General features: G+C 75.0%; 13 protein-coding genes, 1 tRNA gene and 1 pseudogene. 7 read left to right on the forward strand and 8 right to left on the reverse strand.

The features are described 5' to 3' along the window. The first annotated feature begins 161 nt into the window (after positions 1-161). From ACIQOW_RS37340 to ACIQOW_RS37350, 3 genes are all read left to right on the forward strand, one after another. A complete protein-coding gene (locus ACIQOW_RS37340; protein WP_401092282.1) occupies positions 162-1289 on the forward strand; it encodes an FAD-dependent oxidoreductase in 1128 nt (375 codons plus the stop codon). Between the two features lie 230 nt (positions 1290-1519). Continuing rightward, positions 1520-2263 carry an alpha/beta hydrolase gene (locus tag ACIQOW_RS37345; RefSeq protein WP_401092283.1) on the forward strand — a complete coding sequence of 248 codons (744 nt, stop codon included), beginning with the start codon at positions 1520-1522 and terminating at the stop codon, positions 2261-2263. Positions 2264-2390: 127 nt separating this feature from the next. Next, a complete protein-coding gene (locus ACIQOW_RS37350) occupies positions 2391-2534 on the forward strand; it encodes a hypothetical protein (RefSeq protein ID WP_401092284.1) in 144 nt (47 codons plus the stop codon). A 9-nt stretch (positions 2535-2543) separates the two neighbouring features. On the opposite strand, the gene ACIQOW_RS37355 is transcribed toward ACIQOW_RS37350, so the two are convergent. The 3 genes from ACIQOW_RS37355 to pepN form a co-directional block, all read right to left on the reverse strand. Further along, positions 2544-4382: an FAD-dependent oxidoreductase gene (locus ACIQOW_RS37355; protein WP_401092285.1), complete on the reverse strand. Its 1839-nt coding sequence runs from the start codon at positions 4380-4382 to the stop codon at positions 2544-2546. A 134-nt stretch (positions 4383-4516) separates the two neighbouring features. Further along, positions 4517-5752 carry a cytochrome P450 gene (locus tag ACIQOW_RS37360; protein ID WP_401092286.1) on the reverse strand — a complete coding sequence of 412 codons (1236 nt, stop codon included), beginning with the start codon at positions 5750-5752 and terminating at the stop codon, positions 4517-4519. A gap of 171 nt (positions 5753-5923) precedes the next feature. Next, positions 5924-8422, reverse strand: coding sequence for an aminopeptidase N (gene pepN / locus ACIQOW_RS37365; protein ID WP_401092287.1), 2499 nt, complete (start codon positions 8420-8422; stop codon positions 5924-5926). A gap of 205 nt (positions 8423-8627) precedes the next feature. On the opposite strand from pepN, the gene ACIQOW_RS37370 reads away from it, so the two are divergent. Further along, positions 8628-9863 carry an erythromycin esterase family protein gene (locus ACIQOW_RS37370; RefSeq protein WP_401092288.1) on the forward strand — a complete coding sequence of 412 codons (1236 nt, stop codon included), beginning with the start codon at positions 8628-8630 and terminating at the stop codon, positions 9861-9863. Between the two features lie 23 nt (positions 9864-9886). Here ACIQOW_RS37370 and ACIQOW_RS37375 read toward each other — a convergent pair whose 3' ends face one another. Then, positions 9887-11359 carry an MFS transporter gene (locus tag ACIQOW_RS37375; RefSeq protein ID WP_401092289.1) on the reverse strand — a complete coding sequence of 491 codons (1473 nt, stop codon included), beginning with the start codon at positions 11357-11359 and terminating at the stop codon, positions 9887-9889. Positions 11360-11588: 229 nt separating this feature from the next. Here ACIQOW_RS37375 and ACIQOW_RS37380 point away from each other — a divergent pair, with 229 nt between their 5' ends. Beyond that, positions 11589-12428: a helix-turn-helix transcriptional regulator gene (locus tag ACIQOW_RS37380; protein WP_401092290.1), complete on the forward strand. Its 840-nt coding sequence runs from the start codon at positions 11589-11591 to the stop codon at positions 12426-12428. Between the two features lie 64 nt (positions 12429-12492). On the opposite strand, the gene ACIQOW_RS37385 is transcribed toward ACIQOW_RS37380, so the two are convergent. The 3 genes from ACIQOW_RS37385 to ACIQOW_RS37395 all read right to left on the reverse strand — a co-directional run bounded on the left by ACIQOW_RS37385 (position 12493) and on the right by ACIQOW_RS37395 (position 17471). Beyond that, the gene (locus ACIQOW_RS37385; RefSeq protein ID WP_401092291.1) at positions 12493-13788 is read right to left on the reverse strand and encodes an SWIM zinc finger family protein; all 1296 of its coding nucleotides are present in this window, start codon (positions 13786-13788) and stop codon (positions 12493-12495) included. After that, positions 13785-16730, reverse strand: a complete 2946-nt coding sequence (locus ACIQOW_RS37390) for a DEAD/DEAH box helicase (RefSeq protein ID WP_401092331.1) — start codon at positions 16728-16730, stop codon at positions 13785-13787. Before ACIQOW_RS37390 ends, ACIQOW_RS37385 begins: the two co-directional genes overlap by 4 nt. Before the next feature lie 99 nt (positions 16731-16829). Then, on the reverse strand, positions 16830-17471 hold the full coding sequence (locus ACIQOW_RS37395; protein WP_401092292.1) for a PadR family transcriptional regulator: 642 nt from the start codon (positions 17469-17471) through the stop codon (positions 16830-16832). 64 nt (positions 17472-17535) lie between these two features. Here ACIQOW_RS37395 and ACIQOW_RS37400 point away from each other — a divergent pair. Continuing rightward, positions 17536-17655: pseudogene (locus ACIQOW_RS37400) on the forward strand (daunorubicin/doxorubicin resistance ABC transporter ATP-binding protein DrrA); the annotation flags it as partial. Between the two features lie 150 nt (positions 17656-17805). Here ACIQOW_RS37400 and ACIQOW_RS37405 read toward each other — a convergent pair. Beyond that, positions 17806-17876: transfer RNA gene (locus ACIQOW_RS37405), tRNA-Cys, on the reverse strand. A 194-nt stretch (positions 17877-18070) separates the two neighbouring features. On the opposite strand from ACIQOW_RS37405, the gene ACIQOW_RS37410 reads away from it, so the two are divergent. Continuing rightward, positions 18071-18892 (forward strand): hypothetical protein, encoded by an 822-nt coding sequence (locus ACIQOW_RS37410; protein WP_401092293.1) that lies wholly within the window; start codon positions 18071-18073, stop codon positions 18890-18892. The last annotated feature ends 7 nt before the right edge of the window (positions 18893-18899 follow it).

An 18899-nucleotide genomic window follows, 5' to 3' on the forward strand; every position in this document is an offset into this window, starting at 1 on the left:
GACCTGCGGTGTCGGCCGTCTGACAGACCTATACAGGTGGCCTGCCGGTCGTCCGGCGGGGCCGACGGCCGGATGACGGTGACACGAAGGCGGTGCCTGACACCGTCCAGGGAGCGGCCGGCCCGGATCGAGCGGGCGGCTCGATCCCGAAGGAGTCACCCATGCGCACACCCGTCACGATCATCGGCGCCGGGCTCGGCGGCCTCACGCTGGCCCGGGTCCTGCACGTCCACGGAATCCCGGTCACGGTCCACGAGGCCGAGCCCTCCCCGTCGGCGCGCTACCAGGGCGGGATGCTCGACATCCACGACGACACCGGGCAGCCCGCCCTGCGGGCGGCCGGCCTGCTGGACGAGTTCCGCGCCATCGTGCTGGAGGGCCGCCAGGCGATGCGGGTCCTCGGCACCGACGGGACGGTCCTGTTCGACGTGCCCGACGACGGCACCGGCGGACGCCCCGAGGCGCAGCGCGGCGACCTGCGGCGGATCCTGCTCGACTCGCTGCCCGCCGGCACCGTCCGGTGGGGGCGGAAGGCCACCGTCGTCCGGGCCCTGGGCGACGGCCGTCACGAGGTGGTGTTCTCCGACGGCACCGCCGTCACCACGGACCTGCTGGTCGGCGCCGACGGCGCGTGGTCACGCGTCCGGCCGCTGCTCTCCGCGGCCAGGCCCGAGTACGTCGGCAAGTCCCTCGTCGAGACGTACCTGGCCGACGCGCGCACCCGGTACCCGGCCACCGCGCGGGCGGTCGGCGACGGGTCGATGATGGCGTCGTCGCCGGGCAGGGAGATCTTCGCCCACCGGGAGAGCGGCGACACCCTGCACGCCTACGTGTGGATCACCGAGCCGCTGAACTGGTTCTCGGGCATCGACTTCACGGATGCCGCCGCGGCCGCCGCGCGGATCGCGCGGGAGTTCACCGGCTGGGCGCCGGAGCTCGTCGCGCTGATCACCGAGGGCACCGCGCCGGTCCTGCGTTCGCTCTACGCCCTCCCGGACGAGCACCGGTGGGACCGGGTGCCGGGGGTGACCCTGATCGGCGACGCCGCCCACCTCCAGGCCCCGAACGGCGAGGGCGCCAACCTGGCCATGCTCGACGGTGCCGAACTCGGCAGGGCGCTCGCCGCGCACCCCGACGACGTCGAGGCGGCGCTCACCGCGTACGAGCGGGCCATGTTCCCCCGCAGCGCGGAGGCCGCCGTCTCGTTCCCGGAGCGCGTCTCGGAGGGCTGGTCGGAGGGCGGCATGACCCCCGACATGATCGAGTTCATCACCGGGCAGGGCCGGTGACGAGCCGGATTCCGGCTCCCGCCGGGACGGCCGGGCGGGCCCCGGAGGCGGCGGATTTCCTCGGGACCGGTCCCGCGCCGGTCTGCTAGCCTTCCGAAGGCCGTGCGAGAGAACGAGGAGGTGGTACCCGTGAACGCAGTTTCGACATGGGTGCTCCCCTCCGGGGTCACGGTCGGGCGATAGGTCGTCCGGGAGCGCCGTTCAGAGCACTCCCGAAAGGCATGACCATCATGCGATTCACTTCCGAACAGCGCCTCGACGACGGCATCCTCGAACGCGAGTTCACCCTCGGCGAGATCCCCGGCACCCTGTGGACGCCCGCGTCCGCCTCCGCGTCCGCACCGGCTCCGCTGATCCTGATCTGCCCCCCGCCGCTCGGACTGGGCAGGATGTACCCCCGGCTGGCGGGGCGGGCCCGGTACTACGCGGCGGAGTACGGCTTCGCCGCGGCCACCATCGAGCTCCCCGGGAGCGGCGACCGTCCCCGCTGGGCCGCCGCCGACCGGGCCCGCGCCGACCTGCGCCGGGTGATGGAGGCCGGCGGGCCGGTGAGCGGCGAGATCGTCGATGCCCTGATCCTCCCGCTGGTCGAGAAGGCCGTCCCGGAATGGCGGGCGGCGCTCGACAACCTCCTCGCGCTGCCCGGGATCGGCGGCCCGGTCGGATACGAGGGGGGAATCATCTCCATCGGCGTCCGGCTGGCGGTGGTCGAGCCGCGCGTCTCGGCCGCCAGTCTGTTCGCCGGGAGTCTGGTGCCCGCCGCCGTCTTCGAGGAGGCCCGGCAGGTCACCATCCCGCTGCACGTCCTGTTGCAGTGGGACGACGAGGGGAACCCCCGGCAGGCGGCCCTGGACCTCTTCGACGCCTTCGGTTCCAGGGAGAAGACCCTGCACGCCAACATGGGCGGGCACACCGGCGTCCCGCAGTTCGAACTCGACGCCGGGGCCCGGTTCTTCGCCCGGCACCTGAAGTGACACCGGGCCGCCGGGCCGCCGGCGGGCGGTAGCCCGTACCGGCCGACGGCACTCCCCCGCCGGTGGGACGTCGCCGCCGTGCCGGGCGGGATCCCCGGCCTCACCGGGGATCCCGCCCCACGTCGAGATGGCCCTGAGGAAGGGCGGCGGGACGTACACCGTCGACTTCTGGCTCAACGCCCGGCAGGAGCTCGGCCGGTTCCGCGAGTTCGGCGAGCAGGACGGCGAGGCGAAGGCCGCCACCGCGGGCCCGGGCCCGGAAGCCGCGTAGCGGCGGCGGTCATCCGAGGTCGAAGGTGTTCGGCAGGCCGAGGCGGTAGCGGGCCTCGTCGAGCAGCTTGAGCGGTTCCAGCTCCGGGGGCCGGAAGAGGAGCCGGATCCGGCAGCGTTCGGCGGTCGAACCGTCCGCGTCCAGCAGGGCGTTGACGGCGCGCCGCGCGGACTCGTTGGCCCCTTCCATGGTGGCCAGGTCGACGTCGGTGCGGACGTAGTCGCCGGCCAGGAAGAAGTTGCCCACCGCGGTCGTGGCGGAGGGCCGGTGGTACAGCGTTCCGGCGGGGTGGACCAGCAGCTGCTCGCGGTTGGCCGGCGCCGGCCCGCCCAGACCGGTGACGGCCGGGTCGAGGAACCACGAGTGCACGTCCGCGTCCGCCGGCCACCCGGCGCCCGGCCGTTCGAGGGCCCGCCGGCACTGCGCCCAGACCTCGCGGGCCACCTCCTCACGGGTGCACTCCTTGGCCGTCCTGCCGTAGAGGATCCCGGGCCGGTCCCACTCCGAGACGCAGACCGAGAGGCAGTCGCGCACCGTTCCGTCGCCGTAGCCGGCCGCGAAGTCCCGGTCCCAGAACTGCGCCTGGCCGACCGCGGTGAGCGCCCACGGGGAGTCCAGGCAGACCGCGTGGCCGTGCACCAGCCGCACCGGGCGGCGCAGGTAGAACTGGATGCCCGTCATCCAGTCCGTGCCGATCGCGTCGCAGCGCGCCAGCTGGGGATCGGCGGCGCGCAGGCGCGGACCCCAGGTGGCGCGGGCGTGCTCGACCGGCAGCGCGCTGAGGTAGTGGTCGGCCCGCACCGTCTCGGGGGCCCCGCCGCCGGCCGGAGCGACCCGGACCCCGGTGATCCGGCCGTCGGCGTACAGCACCTCCCTGACCTCGGTCCCGGTCCTGAACACGACGCCCAGCGACGACAGGTGTGCCGCCCACGGGTCGATCCAGGCCTCGCTGGTGGGGCCGTTGAGCACCCGGTCGGGCTGTCCGTCGACGCCCCGCCCGAGCAGCCCGTTCAGCAGGAAGGCCTCGACGACGGTGCGGGCCACCGTACGGGTGCTGGCCTGCTCGGCCCGGGTCGCGACCAGGTCCCCGGACAGGCCGACGCCGAGGAGGCGCTGGTAGTCGTGGGACATCCGCCCGGCCCTGATGAAGTCCCACCACGGCACCCGTTCCCACTGCTGCTCGCGGCGCACGTCGCAGCTGGTCAGGTGGACCAGGACCCGGTCGACGAAGTAGGCCAGCTCGTCCGCGGGCAGGTGCAGCACCTCGTCCAGCGCGCCGGTCAGGGTCCGCCGCAGGGCGTCCGGGGCGAGGTCGCCCAGGTCGAGCGGCCGGGTGGTGAGGGTCCGGAACGGCAGGAGCAGGCCCGGGCGCGGGGCGTCGTAGGCCAGCAGCGCCTGGGTGGCGTCGCGCAGGTTGTCGTGGACGCCGCCGGGGTTGCCGGCGCAGGGGATGCGGCGCAGGGTGTCCGGCAGGTTGCGGTAGAAGCCGGGGAAGAACCGGAAGCCGTGCTCGCCCGGCAGCGCCCGGCGGCCGCCGGTCGCGCTGCCCGGCACGTCCATGCTCCTGGCCTTGCCGCCGAGCGCGGCGTGGTACTCGTACACCGTCACCCGGTAGCCGCGCTCGGCCAGTTCGTGCGCGGCGCTCAGCCCGGAGACCCCGCCGCCGAGGACCGCCACGCTCCGCCCGGAGCCGCCGCGGGCGCCGGTGCCCGCCCCGCGCGGGAGCGCGGCGGCACCCGCCGCGGGACCGGCGGCCACGGCACCGCCCAACACGGCGGCACGGGTGAGGAACTGACGTCGCGTCCGGCCGCTCACCGCAGCGTCCCGCGAACCCTCGGCCGATCCCATGATGCGCGCACCTCCGACTCCCCGGTCACCCGAACGGCGGGGTGACCCCGGTGTGCAACGACGGGACCCGGCTCCGGTCACCGGTCCGGGCCGAGGGCGCTACGGGAAGGCCGCGACGATGCGGTCCGGGGGTGTCACGCCGGGGCGGGCGTCGGGACGATCCAGAGCTCGGACGGGCCGCTGATGATGACGGACTCCAGCCGGGCCGGCGGCGTCCTGGACGGGTCCAGGACGCTGTCGGGGTAGGCGCCGAAGAGGCCGTCCAGGGCGACTTCGGTCTCCAGCCGGGCCAGGGGCGCGCCGAGGCAGAAGTGCGGGCCGTGGCCGAAGGACAGGTGCTCCTTGTCGGGGCGCGTCGGGTCGAAGTCGTCCGGCCGGTCCGGGTGGGCCTCCGGGTCCCGGCCGGCCGCGCCGAATCCGAGCAGGATCGGCTCGCCCCGGCGGATGACCACGCCGTCGCCGAGGTCGACGTCCTCCAGCGGGTAGCGGAGCGGGAGGTGCATCGCCGGGCTCTCGTAGCGCAGGGTCTCCTCGATGACGTCCGCCCAGCCGAGGGTGCCCTCGCGGACCCCGGCCAGGTGGCGGGGGTGGGTGAGGAGGGCCTGGACGGCGCTGGTGATGAGGTTGACCGCGGTCTCGTACCCGGCGCCGAGCATCAGGAAGAGGACGTCGCGGGACTCCTCCTCGCTGCGGCCCGTCTCGCCGCCGGTGCTGACGGCGGCCACGTCGCTGGCGAGGTCCGGCCCGGGCTCGCGTCGTTTGAGCTCCAGCAGTTCGGTCAGCACCACGTTGATGTCCGCCCGCGAGGCCGTCATCTGCTCGGTCGTCGCCGTCGTCGTCAGCAGGGTGCCCATCGCCCCGTCTATCCGGGGCCGCAGGTCGGCGGGTACGCCGAACAGGTCGCAGATCACCGTCATGGTCAGCGGGAGGGCGAGGGCGCGGCGGATGTCCACGGCCTCCCCGGGGGCGAGCGCGCCGACGAGGGCGGCGGCCGTCGCCTCGATCCCGGGGCGCAGCGCGGACACCCGGCGGGGTGAGAAAGAGGGTGCCATCCGGCGTCGGGCCGAGCGGTGTTCGGCGCCGTAGAGGTTGAAGAAGTTCTGCTGGAAGGCGATCGGTCCCATCGGCCATCCCTCGGGTACCGAGGCCAGGCCGGGCCAGTGCTTGCGCGGGTCGCGGGAGATGCGCGGGTCGCTGGTGAGGGCGCGGATCACCGAGCTGCGGGTGACGGACCAGGCGATGATGCCGTCGGGGAGTTCGACCCGTACGGCGGGTCCGGCGGAGCGCAGCTGCGCGTTCTGCTGGTGGAGGGTGCGGGCGGTCATGTCCAGGACCGGGCAGCCGCTGTGGTCCTGGGGTGTGGGAGCCATGGTGTTGCTCCTCGGGATCTCTCGGGGTGCCCCGTCAGGCCGTGCCGGGGCCTGTGCTCCGTTCTAGTGGGGTGCGGCGCGGTCGTCAACGGGGCCGCGCTCCGTTCGGATGCGCGGCCCCTGCTTTCCCCCTGCCGGGGGTTACTGCCGGTCGGGTTACTGCCTGTCGGGTTACTGGCCGGTCAGTGCCCGGGCCCGGACGGCGCGGCGCAGCGTGTCCAGCTGGTCCACCAGTCCGCGCCGGGTCGCCGCGGTGAGGTCCGGGTCGGCCAGGCAGGCCTCGGCCGCCCGTACGGTCCGTTCGGTGGCGGCGAAGGCGGGGAAGGCCGCGGTGGCGAGCACCCGGGCCAGGGCGGGGCCGCGGCGGGCGGTGGCCGGGCCCAGTTCCTCGAAGTAGCGCGTGGTCAGCCGGTCGAGCAGTTCGGCCTGTTCGGGCTGCCACAGGCCCCTGGCGGTGGCGGTGGCCAGGTAGTTGGAGAGTTCGCCGTGGAACAGGGTCTGCCAGGCGGCTTCCTTGGCGGCCGGGTCGGGCAGTGCGGCGCGGCAGCGGGCGGCGCCCTCCTCGCTGGTGTCGCTGGGGTCGGCGGCGAGTTCGGCGGCGATCTCCGGTTCTCCCGCCGCGCCGAGCACGCACAGTCGCAGCAGCAGGTGCCAGCGCAGGTCCGGGTCGAGCACCGGTCCGCCGGGCACCGTGCCGGCCGCCAGCCAGTCGCGCAGTTCGGTGGCCTGTGTCCGGTCGGCGGCGGTGTTGATCACGCCGCGGGCGGCCACCAGGCGCAGGCCGGTGCGGTCCGGTTCGCCCTCGGTGCGCCGCAGCAGGGTGCGGCAGACCTGTGCCAGGGTGGCGAGGGCGGCCGGGCGGGCGGCCGGCGGTACGGCGCAGTCCGCCACGAAGTCGCGGGCGAAGGAGAGCACCGCGTCCACCAGGTGGACGGAGGTCTCGCCGGGCAGGTGGGCGGCGACCAGCTCCAGGTACTCGCCGGGCGTCAGTTCCCCGTCGCGCACCTGGTCCCGGGCGGCGCTCCAGAGCACCGCCCTGGCGAGTTCTTCGGGCACGGCGCCGAGCGAGGACCGCACGGTCTTCCAGGAGCCGGGGTCGAGGCGGATCTTGACGTAGCTGAGGTCGGTGTCGTTGAGCAGGGTCAGCTCGGTGGCGGCAGCGGGCCGCACGGGCGCGGCGGTGGCGTCGGCCGTCAGGTCGAGCGGCACGCGGCCGGCCAGTTCCAGGGTGCCCTCGGCGGTGCGCCGGTAGTGGGCCGCGGTCAGCTGGTGCGGGCGGGGCGTGCCGTCGGGCGAGGTGTGTTCGATCCGGCCGTCGGTCAGCCGCAGGGTGTCCACGCCGGTGGTGCGCAGCCAGCGGTCGGCCCAGCCGTGGACGTCGCGGCCGGAGGCCGCCGCCAGTGCCCGGAGGAGGTCGTCGAGGGTGGCGTTGCCGAAGGCGTGTTCGTCGAAGTAGTCGTTGACTCCGGTGAGGAAGGCGTCCTCGCCGAGCCAGGCGACCAGTTGGCGCAGTGCGGCGGCGCCCTTGGCGTAGGAGATGCCGTCGAAGTTCTGCAGTGCCTGGGCGGTGTCGTCGACGGTGCCGGGTGCCACGGGGTGGGTGGAGGGGCGCTGGTCGGCGTCGTAGCCCCAGGGCTTGCGGTCGGCGGCGAAGCCGGTCCAGGCGCCGGTGAAGCGGGTGGAGGCGGCGGTGACGCTGTAGGCCATGTACTCGGCGAAGGACTCGTTCAGCCAGAGGTCGTCCCACCACTTCATGGTGACCAGGTCGCCGAACCACATGTGCGCCATCTCGTGGACCACGACCAGGGCGCGTTCCTCGCGCTTGGTGTCGGCCACGGCGGAGCGGAAGATGTACTCGTCGCGCAGCGTGACGCAGCCCGGGTTCTCCATCGCGCCGGCGTTGAACTCCGGGACGAAGCACTGGTCGTAGCTGTCGAAGGGGTAGCGGTGGCGGAAGACCCGGTGGTAGTGGTCGAAGCCCTGGCGGGTGATCTCCAGCAGTTCGGCGGCGTCGGTGTCCAGGTGGGCGGCGAGTGAGCGGCGGCAGTGCAGGCCGAGCGGGATCCCGTCGTGCTCGGCGCGTACGGAGTGCAGGGGGCCGGCGACCACGGAGACCAGGTAGCTGCTGATGGCCGGGGTGGTCGCGAACTCCCAGCGGCCGGGCGTGACCTGGCGGCCCGTGCTGTTGCCGACCACGGTCCACTGCGGCGGCGCGGTGACGGTGACGGTGTACCGGGCCTTGAGGTCGGGCTGGTCGAAGGAGGCGAACACCCGTGGGCCGTCGTCGAGGAAGGACTGGGTGTAGACGTAGTCCTCGCCGTCGGCGGGGTCGGTGAAGCGGTGCATGCCTTCGCCGGTGTGGGAGTAGGCCATGTGGGCTTCGACGGTGAGTTCGTTGTCGGCCGCGAGGCCGGTCAGCGGGAGGCGCCCGGCGCGCAGCGTGGTGGCGTCCAGTTCGCGGCCGTTCAGCACCGCTCGGTGGAGGGTGGCGGGTTTGACGTCCACGTAGGTGTCGGCGCCGGGCGTGGTGCAGCCGAAGCGGATCACGGTGGTGGAGCCGAACACCTCCCGGCCGAGGGTGAGGTCGAGATCGAGGTGGACGGTGCGGACGTCGAGCTGTCGGTGGCGCTCGGCGGCCTCGGTGCGGGTGAGTACTGAGGTATCGGACACGGGGATCATGCTGCTCCATCCGGCGGGCGGGCGACACCCGCTTTTCGGCAGAGGAGGCCCGGACGGCGCCGCCCTCTCCCCTCGGGGTCCGCCGTCCGGGCCCGCCGCCCACCGCACAGAGCCCGGCCACCGGGACGTCCACGCACCGGCGGCCGGGCGTTCGACGCTTGACTTCAAGTCGGCTTCAGGTACCAGACTGCGGGGCATGCCGAACGACACCGCAGTCACCCGCCACCAAGCCGCCTCCGACCGGCTCTTGACGGACAGTCAGGACAGCCTGGACAGTCAGGACGGCCGGGGTCCCGATGCCCTCCCGCTGTCCGCCGCCGTGCTCGACGAGATCGCCGGACGGCTGGCCTCCGGGCGGCCGGCGGTGGTCGGCCTCGGGGAGTCCACGCGCTTCTCGCGGGAGACCTTCGGGGTGCGGGACCAGCTGTTCCGCCGGCTGGTCCGGGACCACGGCTTCCGCGCGCTGGCCGTCCAGGACGGCGCGGGTGCCGCCGCCGCCCTGGACGCGTACGTGTCCGGCGGCGGGGGTTCGGCCGCGTCCGCGCTGGCCGGTGCCTGGCGTCCGTGGCGCACCGCCGGGATGGCCGCCGCCCTGGAGTGGATCCGGGCGTTCAACCGGGACCACCCGGGCGATCGGGTCCGGATCTTCGGCGTGAAGCCGGTCCAGGCGGGGCCCGCCGACTACGACGCCGTCCTGGAGCAGGTGCGCGCGGCGGCGCCGGAGCTGCTCGCGCGGGTGGCGGCCCATCTGGAGCCCGCCCGCACCGCCCACGGGACCGAGGAGCACGTGCAGCGGGCGCGGGGAGTCCACCCGGGCCGCCCGTTCGCCGAGCACGCCCGCGACGCACTCCGGCTGGTCGAGTCCCTCCCGGGTGCCGGCGACGCGGTCGCGAGGATGCGCCTGATCGTGGAGTACCACGAGCGCAGCGTCGCCGGGCGGGGCACCTACGCGGGCGAGGCCGAGGTGTGGGCCGACGTCGTCGCCGGCTTCCGGCGCAGGACCGCTCTGCGCACCGTCTACTGGGACGGCATCGCGCACACGTCGGCGGCCGACACGGTGCTGGGCCTGGTGCCGGATCGCGGTCCGCAGGCCACCGTCGGCAGCCTGCTGCGCGGGCGCTACGGCCGGGGGTATGTCTCCGCGGCGATCGGCTTCCACCACGGCGACCTCGGCGTCGCCGTCGCCCCGGAGCCGGCCGCGGACCTGGTCGACGCGAGGCTCGGCGAGACGGACCTGCCCGCCCGCTGGCTGGACCTGCGCCGGGAGGACGTGCGCCGCCGGTGGGACGGACCGGCGAAGGCCCGGGTCATCAGCGGTGTCTACACCACGGAGCGCGACGGCGCCGAGCACCTGGCCGTCGCCTCCCTGGCCGAGGCCTTCGACGTCCTCGTCCACATCCGCCGGACCTCCCCGGTGCGCCGGCTGCCGTGAGCCCGGGGCACCGGGAGGCGGTGTCAGCCGCGCCGCCCCGTGCGGCGAGCCGTGGCCGGGAGGCCGACGACGAGCAGCAGCGCGGCCGCCACGGCGTAGGCGAGGTGGTGGCCCGGCAGGGACAGGTCGCCGGGTCCGGCCGGGCCGGCGGCCTGGGCGAGGCCGGCCAGGACGGTGGGCCCGATGCCGCTGCCGATCTGCAGGGCGGTGGCGGTGACCGCGGAGGCGGTGCCGTGGGCCCGGTCCGGCACGTGGCGCAGGCCGGTGGCGGTGAGGGCGGGAAAGGCCAGGCCCTGTCCGACGCCGGTGACGACCAGGCCGGCCAGGACCGGTCCGGCGTAGGGGCTGTGCTCCCCCGCCGCGCACCAGATCAGCACGCCGCCGGCGGTGAGCAGCAGGCCCGGGACCAGGAGCGGGCGTGGTCCGCGGGTCCTCATCAGCCGCCCGGAGACCAGCGCGGCACCGGCGACGGCGAGGCTGACGGGAAGGACCGCCAGGCCGGAGGAGGCCGGGGACATCCCGCGCACCTGCTGGAGGTAGAGCGGCAGCAGGAACAGCGAGCCGGTGACGCAGAAGTAGAACGCGCCGGCCACCACCGCCGCGGTCCGCACGCCGCGGGTGCGCAGCAGGTCCCGGTCCAGCAGGACCGCGTCCCCGCCGCGGGTGCGGCCGCGGCGCCACCACAGGCAGCCGGCGGCGGCGGTGCCGGCCGCCACCGCGGCCGCGAGCGGGCCGCCGCCGGGGCGGGAGGCGAGGTCCGCGGCGAGGACGGTCAGGGTGATGGCCGTCACCAGCGCGCCGGCTCCCGTGAGGTCCAGCGGGCCGCGGCGCTGTCGCGCGCCCGGCGGCAGCCACCGTACGGCCGCCGCGGCGATGACCGCCGCGGCCAGGGCCTGGAAGGCGAACACCCAGCGCCAGCCGAGGGTGCCGGTGACCACTCCCCCGAGGACCAGGCCGGCTCCGTAGCAGCCCGCCTGCGCGGCGGAGAAGACGCCCAGGGCGCGCGAGCGCACCGGCCCGTCGGGGTACACCGAGGTCAGCAGGGCCGTGGCGGCCGGCATGGTGATCGCCGCCCCCGCTCCCTGGAGCACCCGCCCGGCCACGACCAGCCGGAAGTCGGGGGCGGTGAACGCCAGGACGGCGCCCGCCGCCAGCAGGGCCAGGCCGCCGACGAGCACCCGCCGGCGCCGCAGCCGGTCCGCCATGGCCCCGCCGCACAGCAGCAGGCCCGCGAACGCGAGCGCGTAGCCGGTCACCGCCCAGGACAGGTTCTGCGCCGAGGTGCCGAACCGCTCGCCGACCGAGGGCAGGGCGCTGTTGAGGACGGCGACGCCGCCGGCGTCCAGGCCCGCCGCCGCGCTCAGCACGGCCAGCGGCGCGTACCGGGCGGGCGCCGGAGCAGCGAGTGCCGGGATGTCAGATGTCGGGGCGTCGGGTGTCGGGGCGTCGGGACGGGTGCGGGCGGGCGAGGGCGGTTCGCCGGGGCGGACGGGCATCTGCGGGCTCCAGGAACGACGGACGAACGGACAGGCGGACGCGCGGACGCACCGACGCCCGGTGTTCCGGCCCGTCGGTGACCGGGCCCGCCCGCGTCGTGCGGTCCCCGGCGGCAGCCAGTCTGGGCCGCGGCGCGCACCGCGACGAGACACCGCCGCGGGCAGGCACCGCCGGGGGTGGCCCCGGCAGGGCTACCCCCGGCAGCGGGCGCGGCCCGATACTCGGGGCATGGCACCATCAGCGGCGATCCCCGAACTGGCCCACTTCCTGCGCACCCGCAGGGCCCGGCTGACGCCGGAGGCCGCCGGCCTGCCCAGGACCGGCTCCCGCCGGCTGAACGGGCTGCGCAGGGCCGAGGTCGCCGTCCTGGCCGGCATCAGCCCCGAGTACTACACCCGGCTCGAACAGGGCCGTCAGCGCCGCCCTTCGCCCGATGTCACGGACGCCCTCGCCGGCGCCCTGCAACTGGACGCCGACGCCCGCCGGCACCTCCACCGCCTCGCCGCCGGCGGCCCGGTGCGGCAGCCGGGCCCTGCCACCGCGGTCCCGGCCGTGCCGGAGGCGACCCTGCGGCTGCTCGACTCGCTCACCCCGTGGCCCGCGCACGTGGTCACGCCCATGCGCGACATCCTGGCCTGGAACGACGCCGAGTCCTGGCTGCTCTTCGACTACGCCGAACTCCCGGCCGGGCAGAGGAACTTCGCCTGGTTCGTGTTCTGCGACCCCCGGGCGCCACGGCTCCTCACGGACTGGGAGAAGACGGCCCGCGGCAACGTGCACCGGCTGCGTCACGCGCTGGCCGCCGATCCGCACGACGAACGCGGCCGGCGGCTGGTGGCCGATCTGACCGCGCGCAGCAGCCGGTTCGCCGCGATCTGGGAGGAGCACGACGTCCGCGGCCCGGCCACCGGGAGCCACGGGTTCCGTCACCCTGAGGCGGGCCGGCTCGACCTGGACTACACCGCCTACGTCATCCCCGGCACCGACGGCCTCGAACTCGTGGTCCTGACCGCGGACGAGGGCTCCCCCACCCACCGGGCGCTGGAGCGGGCCGCGGCGGGGCGCTGAGCAACGGCTCCGCGCGGCGCCGCTCGTCCGAACGGGGCCCGGGTACGGCCCGGGTGGCGGCGGGTCAGCCGTCGAGGAGTTCGGCGAGGGCCTCGGCCGGGTCGTGGTGCGGTGCGGCGGCCGGCCACCACCGGCCGTCCTCCTGCCGGTAGGGGTACCAGCGGCCGTCCCGGCCGTAGCGCAGCTGGAGCCCGCGGCCGGCCAGCGTCCAGCGGTTCTCCCGCACCTCCGGTTCGGGGAGTTCGCTCCGCTCCCAGCCCGCGGTGAGGGCGGTGCTCGCCCGGGCGGTGTCCTGCCGCGGCGGCGTCCACGCCTCCTCCAGCACGTCCAGCCCGGCGCTCCCGCCCAGCCGCCACGCCTCGGCCGCCCGGTCCAGCCGCTCCGGGCTGCCGCAGGCCTCCCGCACCCGGGCCAGGACCCGCGCCCCGGGGCGGGTCGCCGCGATCCGTACGCAGTCCCGCCAGAGGTCGAGCGGCGCCGGCGGCTCGGCGGTGAAACCGTGGGTGTAGGCGAGCAGTTCGCGGGCGCGCGCGGCCGCGTCGGTGACCAGCTGCTCCAGCGGGTCGGCCCCGGCCCCGACCGAGGAGGCGTCCTGGCGCACGGGCGGCCCTGGCAGCGGCGGCAGCTCGGGCAGCGCCGCCGGCTCACGGCCGAAGACCTCCTCGGCGGGAGTGCCGTCCGGCAGCCGCGCCGCACCGGGCTGTTCCTCCTCCTGCGCCTCCTCCGTCCCCTCGGCGTCCCCGTCCCCGAGGCCGCCGGGACCGTCGAGGCCACCGATCGCCTGCATCAGCAGGGCGGTCCGGAGTTCCTCCCGCGCCTCCTGGGCGCCGCACCCCCGCAACAGGAGCAGCAGCATCGCGTCCTCGTCCAGCAGCCAGGACACCTGGTAGCAGAGCGCGGCCGCGTGCTCGCAGGGGTGCTCGAACGCGTCGCAGTCGCAGTCCGCCTCCAGGTCGCCGTAGCCGGGCAGCAGCCGCACCCGGGCGTCCTCGGCGGCCTCCAGCAGGTCGGGCGGCAGTTCACCGGCGAGCAGTTCCCCGGCGGCGTCCGGCCGCTCGGCGGCCTTCTCCCAGAGCGCCTCCCACGCGTCCGCACCGAGCTCCTCCAGGGTGAGCACCGTCGTGAAGGGGGTGTCACCCTCGTGGCCGGCGGTGGAGATCCGCCCGGGGCCGACCGTGATCGGCCCGAGCCGGCCGGTGCGCGCGAAGGCCCGGCCCCTCTTCAGCGCCTCCTCGTCCAGGGAGGTGTCCTCCAGCGCGTCCGCCCAGGCCCTGCCCCACCAGGACTGGCCGCGTGCCCGGCTGCCCCGGCGCGCGGCGAAGGCCGGAAAGCCCCGCGCGCCCGTCTCGTCCCCGTTCATCCCGCGCTCCTCAGTTCGACCAGGTCGGCCAGCTCGTCGTCGGTCAGCCGCGTCAGTGCCTGCTCCCCGGAGCCCAGCACGGCGTCCGCCAGGCCCTGCTTGGCTTCGAGCAGGGCGGCGATGCGGTCCTCGACCGTGCCCTCGGCGATCATCCGGTGCACCTGGACGGTGCGCGTCTGCCCGATGCGGTAGGCGCGGTCGGTGGCCTGGGCCTCCACGGCCGGGTTCCACCAGCGGTCGTAGTGCACGACGTGGTCGGCGCGGGTGAGGTTGAGTCCGGTGCCGGCGGCCTTGAGGGACAGCAGGAAGACGGGTACCTCCCCGTCCTGGAACCGACGGACCATCTCCTCGCGGCGCGGTACGGGGGTGCCGCCGTGCAGCAGCAGCGTGGGGACGTCGCGCTCGCGCAGGTGCGTCTCCAGCAGCCGCGCCATGGTGACGTACTGGGTGAAGACCAGCACGGCCCCGTCCTCGGCGAGGATGGTGTCCAGCAGTTCGTCGAGCAGTTCCAGCTTGCCGGACCGGCCGGCCAGCCGGGCGCCTTCCGCCTCCCTGAGGAACTGCGCGGGGTGGTTGCAGATCTGCTTCAGCCCGGTGAGCAGCTTGAGCACCAGCCCGCTCCTGGCGATGCCCTCGGCGGCCCCGATCTGCGCCATGACCTCACGGACCCGGCTCTCGTACAGGGTCCGCTGCTCGGGGGTGAGGGAGACCGGGCGGTCCGTCTCGGTCTTCGGCGGGAGTTCGGGGGCGATGCCCGGGTCGGACTTCTTGCGGCGGAGCATGAACGGCCGGACCAGTTCGGCCAGTCGCCGTGCGGTGGGGCCGTACTCCCCCTCCTCCCCCGGCTGCGGCCCGAACTCCGCGCGTTCCCTGCGTTCGGCCTCGATGGCGGCGGTCCAGCGGCCGCGGAAGTGGCCGTGGCCGCCGAGGAGTCCGGGGGTGGTCCAGTCGAGGACGGCCCAGAGTTCGGAGAGGTTGTTCTCGACCGGGGTGCCGGTCAGGGCGATCCTGGCGCCGGCGGGGATCAGCCGCAGCGCCTTCGCGGTGCCGGAGTGCGGGTTCTTGACGTGCTGGGCCTCGTCGGCGACGACCGCGCTCCAGCGGTGCGCGCCGAGCCGCTCGGCGTCCAGGCGCATGGTGCCGTAGGTGGTCAGGACGAAGCCCGAGTCGGCGCCGTCCAGGGTGCGGTCGGGGCCGTGGAAGCGGCGCACCGGCGTGCCGGGGGCGAACCTGCCGACCTCGCGCTGCCAGTTGCCCAGCAGGGAGGCGGGGCAGACGACGAGGGTGGGGCCGGCGCTGTCCGGGTGCTCCTGGCGCAGCAGGTGCAGCGCGATCAGCTGGACGGTCTTGCCCAGGCCCATGTCGTCGGCGAGGCAGCCGCCGAGGCCGAGCGAGGTGAGGCGGTCCATCCAGGCCAGGCCGCGCAGTTGGTAGTCGCGCAGGGTGGCCGCGAGCGCGGCGGGCTGCTCGACGGGTTCGCCGTCGTCGGGTTCGGCCAGACGCCGGCGCAGGGCGAGCAGCCAGTCGCTGGAGGCGACCCGTACCTGCGTGCCGCCGATCTCGGTGTACCCGGTGAGGGCGGCGGCGAGCGCCTCGATGGCGGTGAGCGGCTTGAGGTCGCGTTCGGCGGCCTTGCGGGCGAGGTCGGCACCGACGAACACCCACTGCCCGCGCAGCAGGACCAGCGGCCGGCCGGCGGCGGCGATCCCGGCCGTCTCCTGCTCGGTGAGGGCTTCCCCGTCGAGGTCGAGCCGCCAGCGCAGGTCGACCGTGCCGCTCCCGCCGAAGAAGGACCGCAGGTCGGTGGGCGGGGTCCGCTCGCCGCCGACGACGGCACGGCTGGTGAGGGAACTGATGACCTCCGCGGGCCGGAGCACCTCGACGCCGTGGGCGGCGAGCCGGCCGGCGGTCTCACCGAGCAGGTCCCGGACCTCGTGGTCGGCGAGGTCCAGGGCGGAGGGCACCGGCAGCAGGCGGGAGAGCGGCTGCCAGACGTCGGCGGCCCGCCGGACGGCGAGGACGGTGTCGGCCTGGGCCCGCGGCCCGAACCCGGCTGCCCCGGCCGTGGCGAACAGCTCGCCGGCGTCGGCGCCGAGGGTCGGGTCGGCCAGGCTGGACACCCGGGGCACCAGGCGCAGGGCGGGCCGTCCGCCGTCGCCGGCGGGTACCAGGTCCAGGCGCAGGGACAGCCGTACGCCCGAGTCGAGGCCGGCGGAGATCTCCTCGGCCCAGGCGCGCAGGTGGGGGACGTACTGGGGTTCGGCGGCGGCGAAGGCCGGGCGGCCGGCCGCGGCGGGTGCGGCGGCGGTGCGCGGCAGGGTGTCGGCGACCGCGTCGACGAAGGAGCGGAGCAGGACGGCGGCGTCGGGCAGCAGCAGCGGGCCGCCCGGCGGGACGTGCAGCGGGACGGCGAGCGCCTCGGCCGGTGCCGCGGCGGCCAGTTCGCGCAGGCGCCGGACGTCCTCCGGGGCGAGCGGGCCGGCCCGCCAGGTGTCGTGGCCGGTGGCGGAGACGCCGGGGAGCAGCCGTTCGCGGGCGGCGAGGTGCAGGCCGAGGGCGGTGGCGGCGCCCCAGAACGCGGCGGACGGGCTGGGGGTGACGGCCGCGGTGCCGTTCGCCGTGCCGCTCGCGGCCGCTTCGGCGGTCACTTCGGCCGTGCCGCTCGCGGCTGCTTCGATGTGGAGCCGGCGGGCCAGGGTGAGGACGGGCAGCGCCTGGGCGACGGTCAGGCGCAGCACCGGACAGCGGCGGACCGCGAGGGTGCCGCCGTCGGCGGTGACCAGGTCGGCGTCCCCGAGGGGCGGTCGGGCCGCGAGGCCGGGGCCGGCCGGGCCGTCGGGGTACCGGAACACGAGGCTTCCGGTACGCGCCGGATCGCCCGGCTCGAAGGCCACCGCGCACTGCGCCAGCAGGCCGGCCTGCTCACGCGACATCCACACCATCTGTTCCGCCCCCTGCTTCTTCGTCCGGTCGGCTCCGCCGTCCACCCGGCGTTTCACCCGGTCCTGTGCCTGGGCCCGGCCCTGTACGTGAGCCCGGCCTCAGTGGTGGGGGTCCTCGGGATGCGGCCCGGTGGCGTACGGGTTCGGCTCGCCCTCCGCGAGCACCCCGACGAACGGTTCGCCCTCCCCGGCGAAGGTGTACGCGCCGCCCTCGATCCGCCCGATCAGGCTGTGCGTCCACTCCGCCTGGCTGTCGGCCGAGTGCACCCACATGTTCATGATCTCGCCGATGTGCCCGAGCTGTTCGGGGCCGTCCTGCGGCATGTAGTACCCCGTGACCCCGGCCCGCCAGTGTTCGAGCGCCGCGATCCGCTCCCTGAGGAGCGCGACGGCCTCACTCCGCGTCAGGTCGACGATGAACCCGATGCCGGCCGAGAGCACGTCCATCTTCTGGTCGTACGAGGTCAGGGCCTCGCGCAGCAGGTCGAAGTACTCCGCGGTGCCCTTGTCGGTGATCTCGTACTCGACGCGGGGCGGGCCGCCGACGGCGCTCGGTGCGACCTCGTGCTCGACGAGGAGTCCCCGCTTCGCCATCTGCTTGAGCGCGTGGTAGATCGAGCCCGGCTTGGCGTTGGACCACTCGTGGGCCCCCCAGAACTCCAGGTCGTTGCGCACCTGGTAGCCGTGTGCCCGTCCGTGCTGACGGACGGCGCCGAGGACCAGGAGCCGGATCGCTGACATGATCCGATCCTTCCTGACCGAGCCCCGAGTAGTCAAGTTTGATTAGTGACTGAAGGGGGACGCTTTGACCGACCACGATCCGGCGATCGTCGTCGAGGGACTGCGGAAGAAATACGGCGGCAGGCAGGCCCTCGACGGCCTCGACCTCACCGTCCGCAGCGGGACCGTCCAGGGGATCCTCGGCCGGTTCAGGCGCCTGAGCCGCTAGCGGACACGGCTCCCGAGCGGGGCGACGCGGGCGCTGACGCGGAAGCTGACGCGGGAACTGACGCGCGAGGTGACCGCCACCGGACGGGTGGCGGTCACCTCGCGTTTCGCACACGGTCGGGAGAAAAGGTGGAGACAGGAATCGAACCCGTCTGAACGGCTCTGCAAGCCGTCGCCTCGCCACTCGGCCACTCCACCCCGGCAACGGTGGAAACATTACACGCGTATGAACCGGAACTCCCCGGAAATTGCCGTTCTTCACTCAAGAAGACCCTTAATGCGTCTAGTGTTATTTCTCTCGACATGGCGCCGAAATGGTCCGGCGGCCGGCGCGAAGAAAGTCAGTTTGCGCTAGCCTGTGCCGATATCTCCAACCCGATGGGATTTCATTGATGGCCGTCGAGGAATCACGGTTCACCCGTACCACGGAGCCGCGCGGCGAATCCGCCGCGAGCCGGTGCCAGTACAAGAGCCTGCCCCTGCGCGACCTTCCCCCGCTCGGCGTCGTGCGCCGCGCCCGGATCGCCCGGGAGGTGCTGCGCGAGCGCCGCGCCGACGTCCCGGCGCCCGGCCGGCCCTCCCGCTTCGCCGAGGGGGACTGGGTCCGGGTGAAGGACGAGGCCCTGGTGCGCTCCACCCTCGACGCCGGGGACCGCCACCGCGGCCTGTGGTTCACCCGCAGCCAGTGGTCGTTCTGCGGCGGCGTCTACCAGGTCGAACGCGTCGTGCGCCGCATGATCGACGACCACTACCGGGTACGGCGCCTGTCGGGCACCGTCGCCCTGGCCGGCGCCACCTGCCACGGCGCCGACGGGACCCAGGGCTGCGGGATGGACTGCGCGCTGCTGTTCCGGGACGAGTGGCTGGAGCCCGCCGCCGCGCCGGTCCCCGCCGCCCGGCCCGTCACCCTGTGGGCGACGGTGCGCAGCCTGGCGGAGATCCACGAAACCCTCGGCTCGGACGGGCGCCTGCACGGCGTCCCCTTCCAGCCGGGGATGGAGCGCCACGCCGGCACCCGCCACAGTGCCACCGAGCTGCGCCACCGGTCCCTCGCCTGGTGGCAGCACCCCACCGGGGGGCGCTGGTTCATCCTCCACGGCCTGCGCTGCGGCGGCGAGCCGCTCGCCACCGGCTGTGACCGCCGGTGCGCCCTGCTCTGGCACGAGTCCTGGCTGAGCCTGGAACCCGCCGCGGAGCCCGCCGCCGTCCGCTGAACGGGCG

Origin of the sequence: Kitasatospora sp. NPDC091335 (assembly GCF_044757205.1) — a bacterium.
Lineage (GTDB): Bacteria > Actinomycetota > Actinomycetes > Streptomycetales > Streptomycetaceae > Kitasatospora.

What these genes read in the sequence shown, in the direction of transcription:
- ACIQOW_RS37340 (WP_401092282.1), top strand. Translation starts at nt 162, where the DNA reads ATGCGCACACCCGTCACGATCATCGGCGCCGGGCTCGGCGGCCTCACG.
- ACIQOW_RS37345 (WP_401092283.1), top strand. Translation starts at nt 1,520, where the DNA reads ATGCGATTCACTTCCGAACAGCGCCTCGACGACGGCATCCTCGAACGC.
- ACIQOW_RS37350 (WP_401092284.1), top strand. Translation starts at nt 2,391, where the DNA reads ATGGCCCTGAGGAAGGGCGGCGGGACGTACACCGTCGACTTCTGGCTC.
- ACIQOW_RS37355 (WP_401092285.1), bottom strand. Translation starts at nt 4,382, where the DNA reads ATGGGATCGGCCGAGGGTTCGCGGGACGCTGCGGTGAGCGGCCGGACG.
- ACIQOW_RS37360 (WP_401092286.1), bottom strand. Translation starts at nt 5,752, where the DNA reads ATGGCTCCCACACCCCAGGACCACAGCGGCTGCCCGGTCCTGGACATG.
- ACIQOW_RS37370 (WP_401092288.1), top strand. Translation starts at nt 8,628, where the DNA reads ATGCCGAACGACACCGCAGTCACCCGCCACCAAGCCGCCTCCGACCGG.
- ACIQOW_RS37375 (WP_401092289.1), bottom strand. Translation starts at nt 11,359, where the DNA reads ATGCCCGTCCGCCCCGGCGAACCGCCCTCGCCCGCCCGCACCCGTCCC.
- ACIQOW_RS37380 (WP_401092290.1), top strand. Translation starts at nt 11,589, where the DNA reads ATGGCACCATCAGCGGCGATCCCCGAACTGGCCCACTTCCTGCGCACC.
- ACIQOW_RS37385 (WP_401092291.1), bottom strand. Translation starts at nt 13,788, where the DNA reads ATGAACGGGGACGAGACGGGCGCGCGGGGCTTTCCGGCCTTCGCCGCG.
- ACIQOW_RS37390 (WP_401092331.1), bottom strand. Translation starts at nt 16,730, where the DNA reads ATGGTGTGGATGTCGCGTGAGCAGGCCGGCCTGCTGGCGCAGTGCGCG.
- ACIQOW_RS37395 (WP_401092292.1), bottom strand. Translation starts at nt 17,471, where the DNA reads ATGTCAGCGATCCGGCTCCTGGTCCTCGGCGCCGTCCGTCAGCACGGA.
- ACIQOW_RS37410 (WP_401092293.1), top strand. Translation starts at nt 18,071, where the DNA reads ATGGCCGTCGAGGAATCACGGTTCACCCGTACCACGGAGCCGCGCGGC.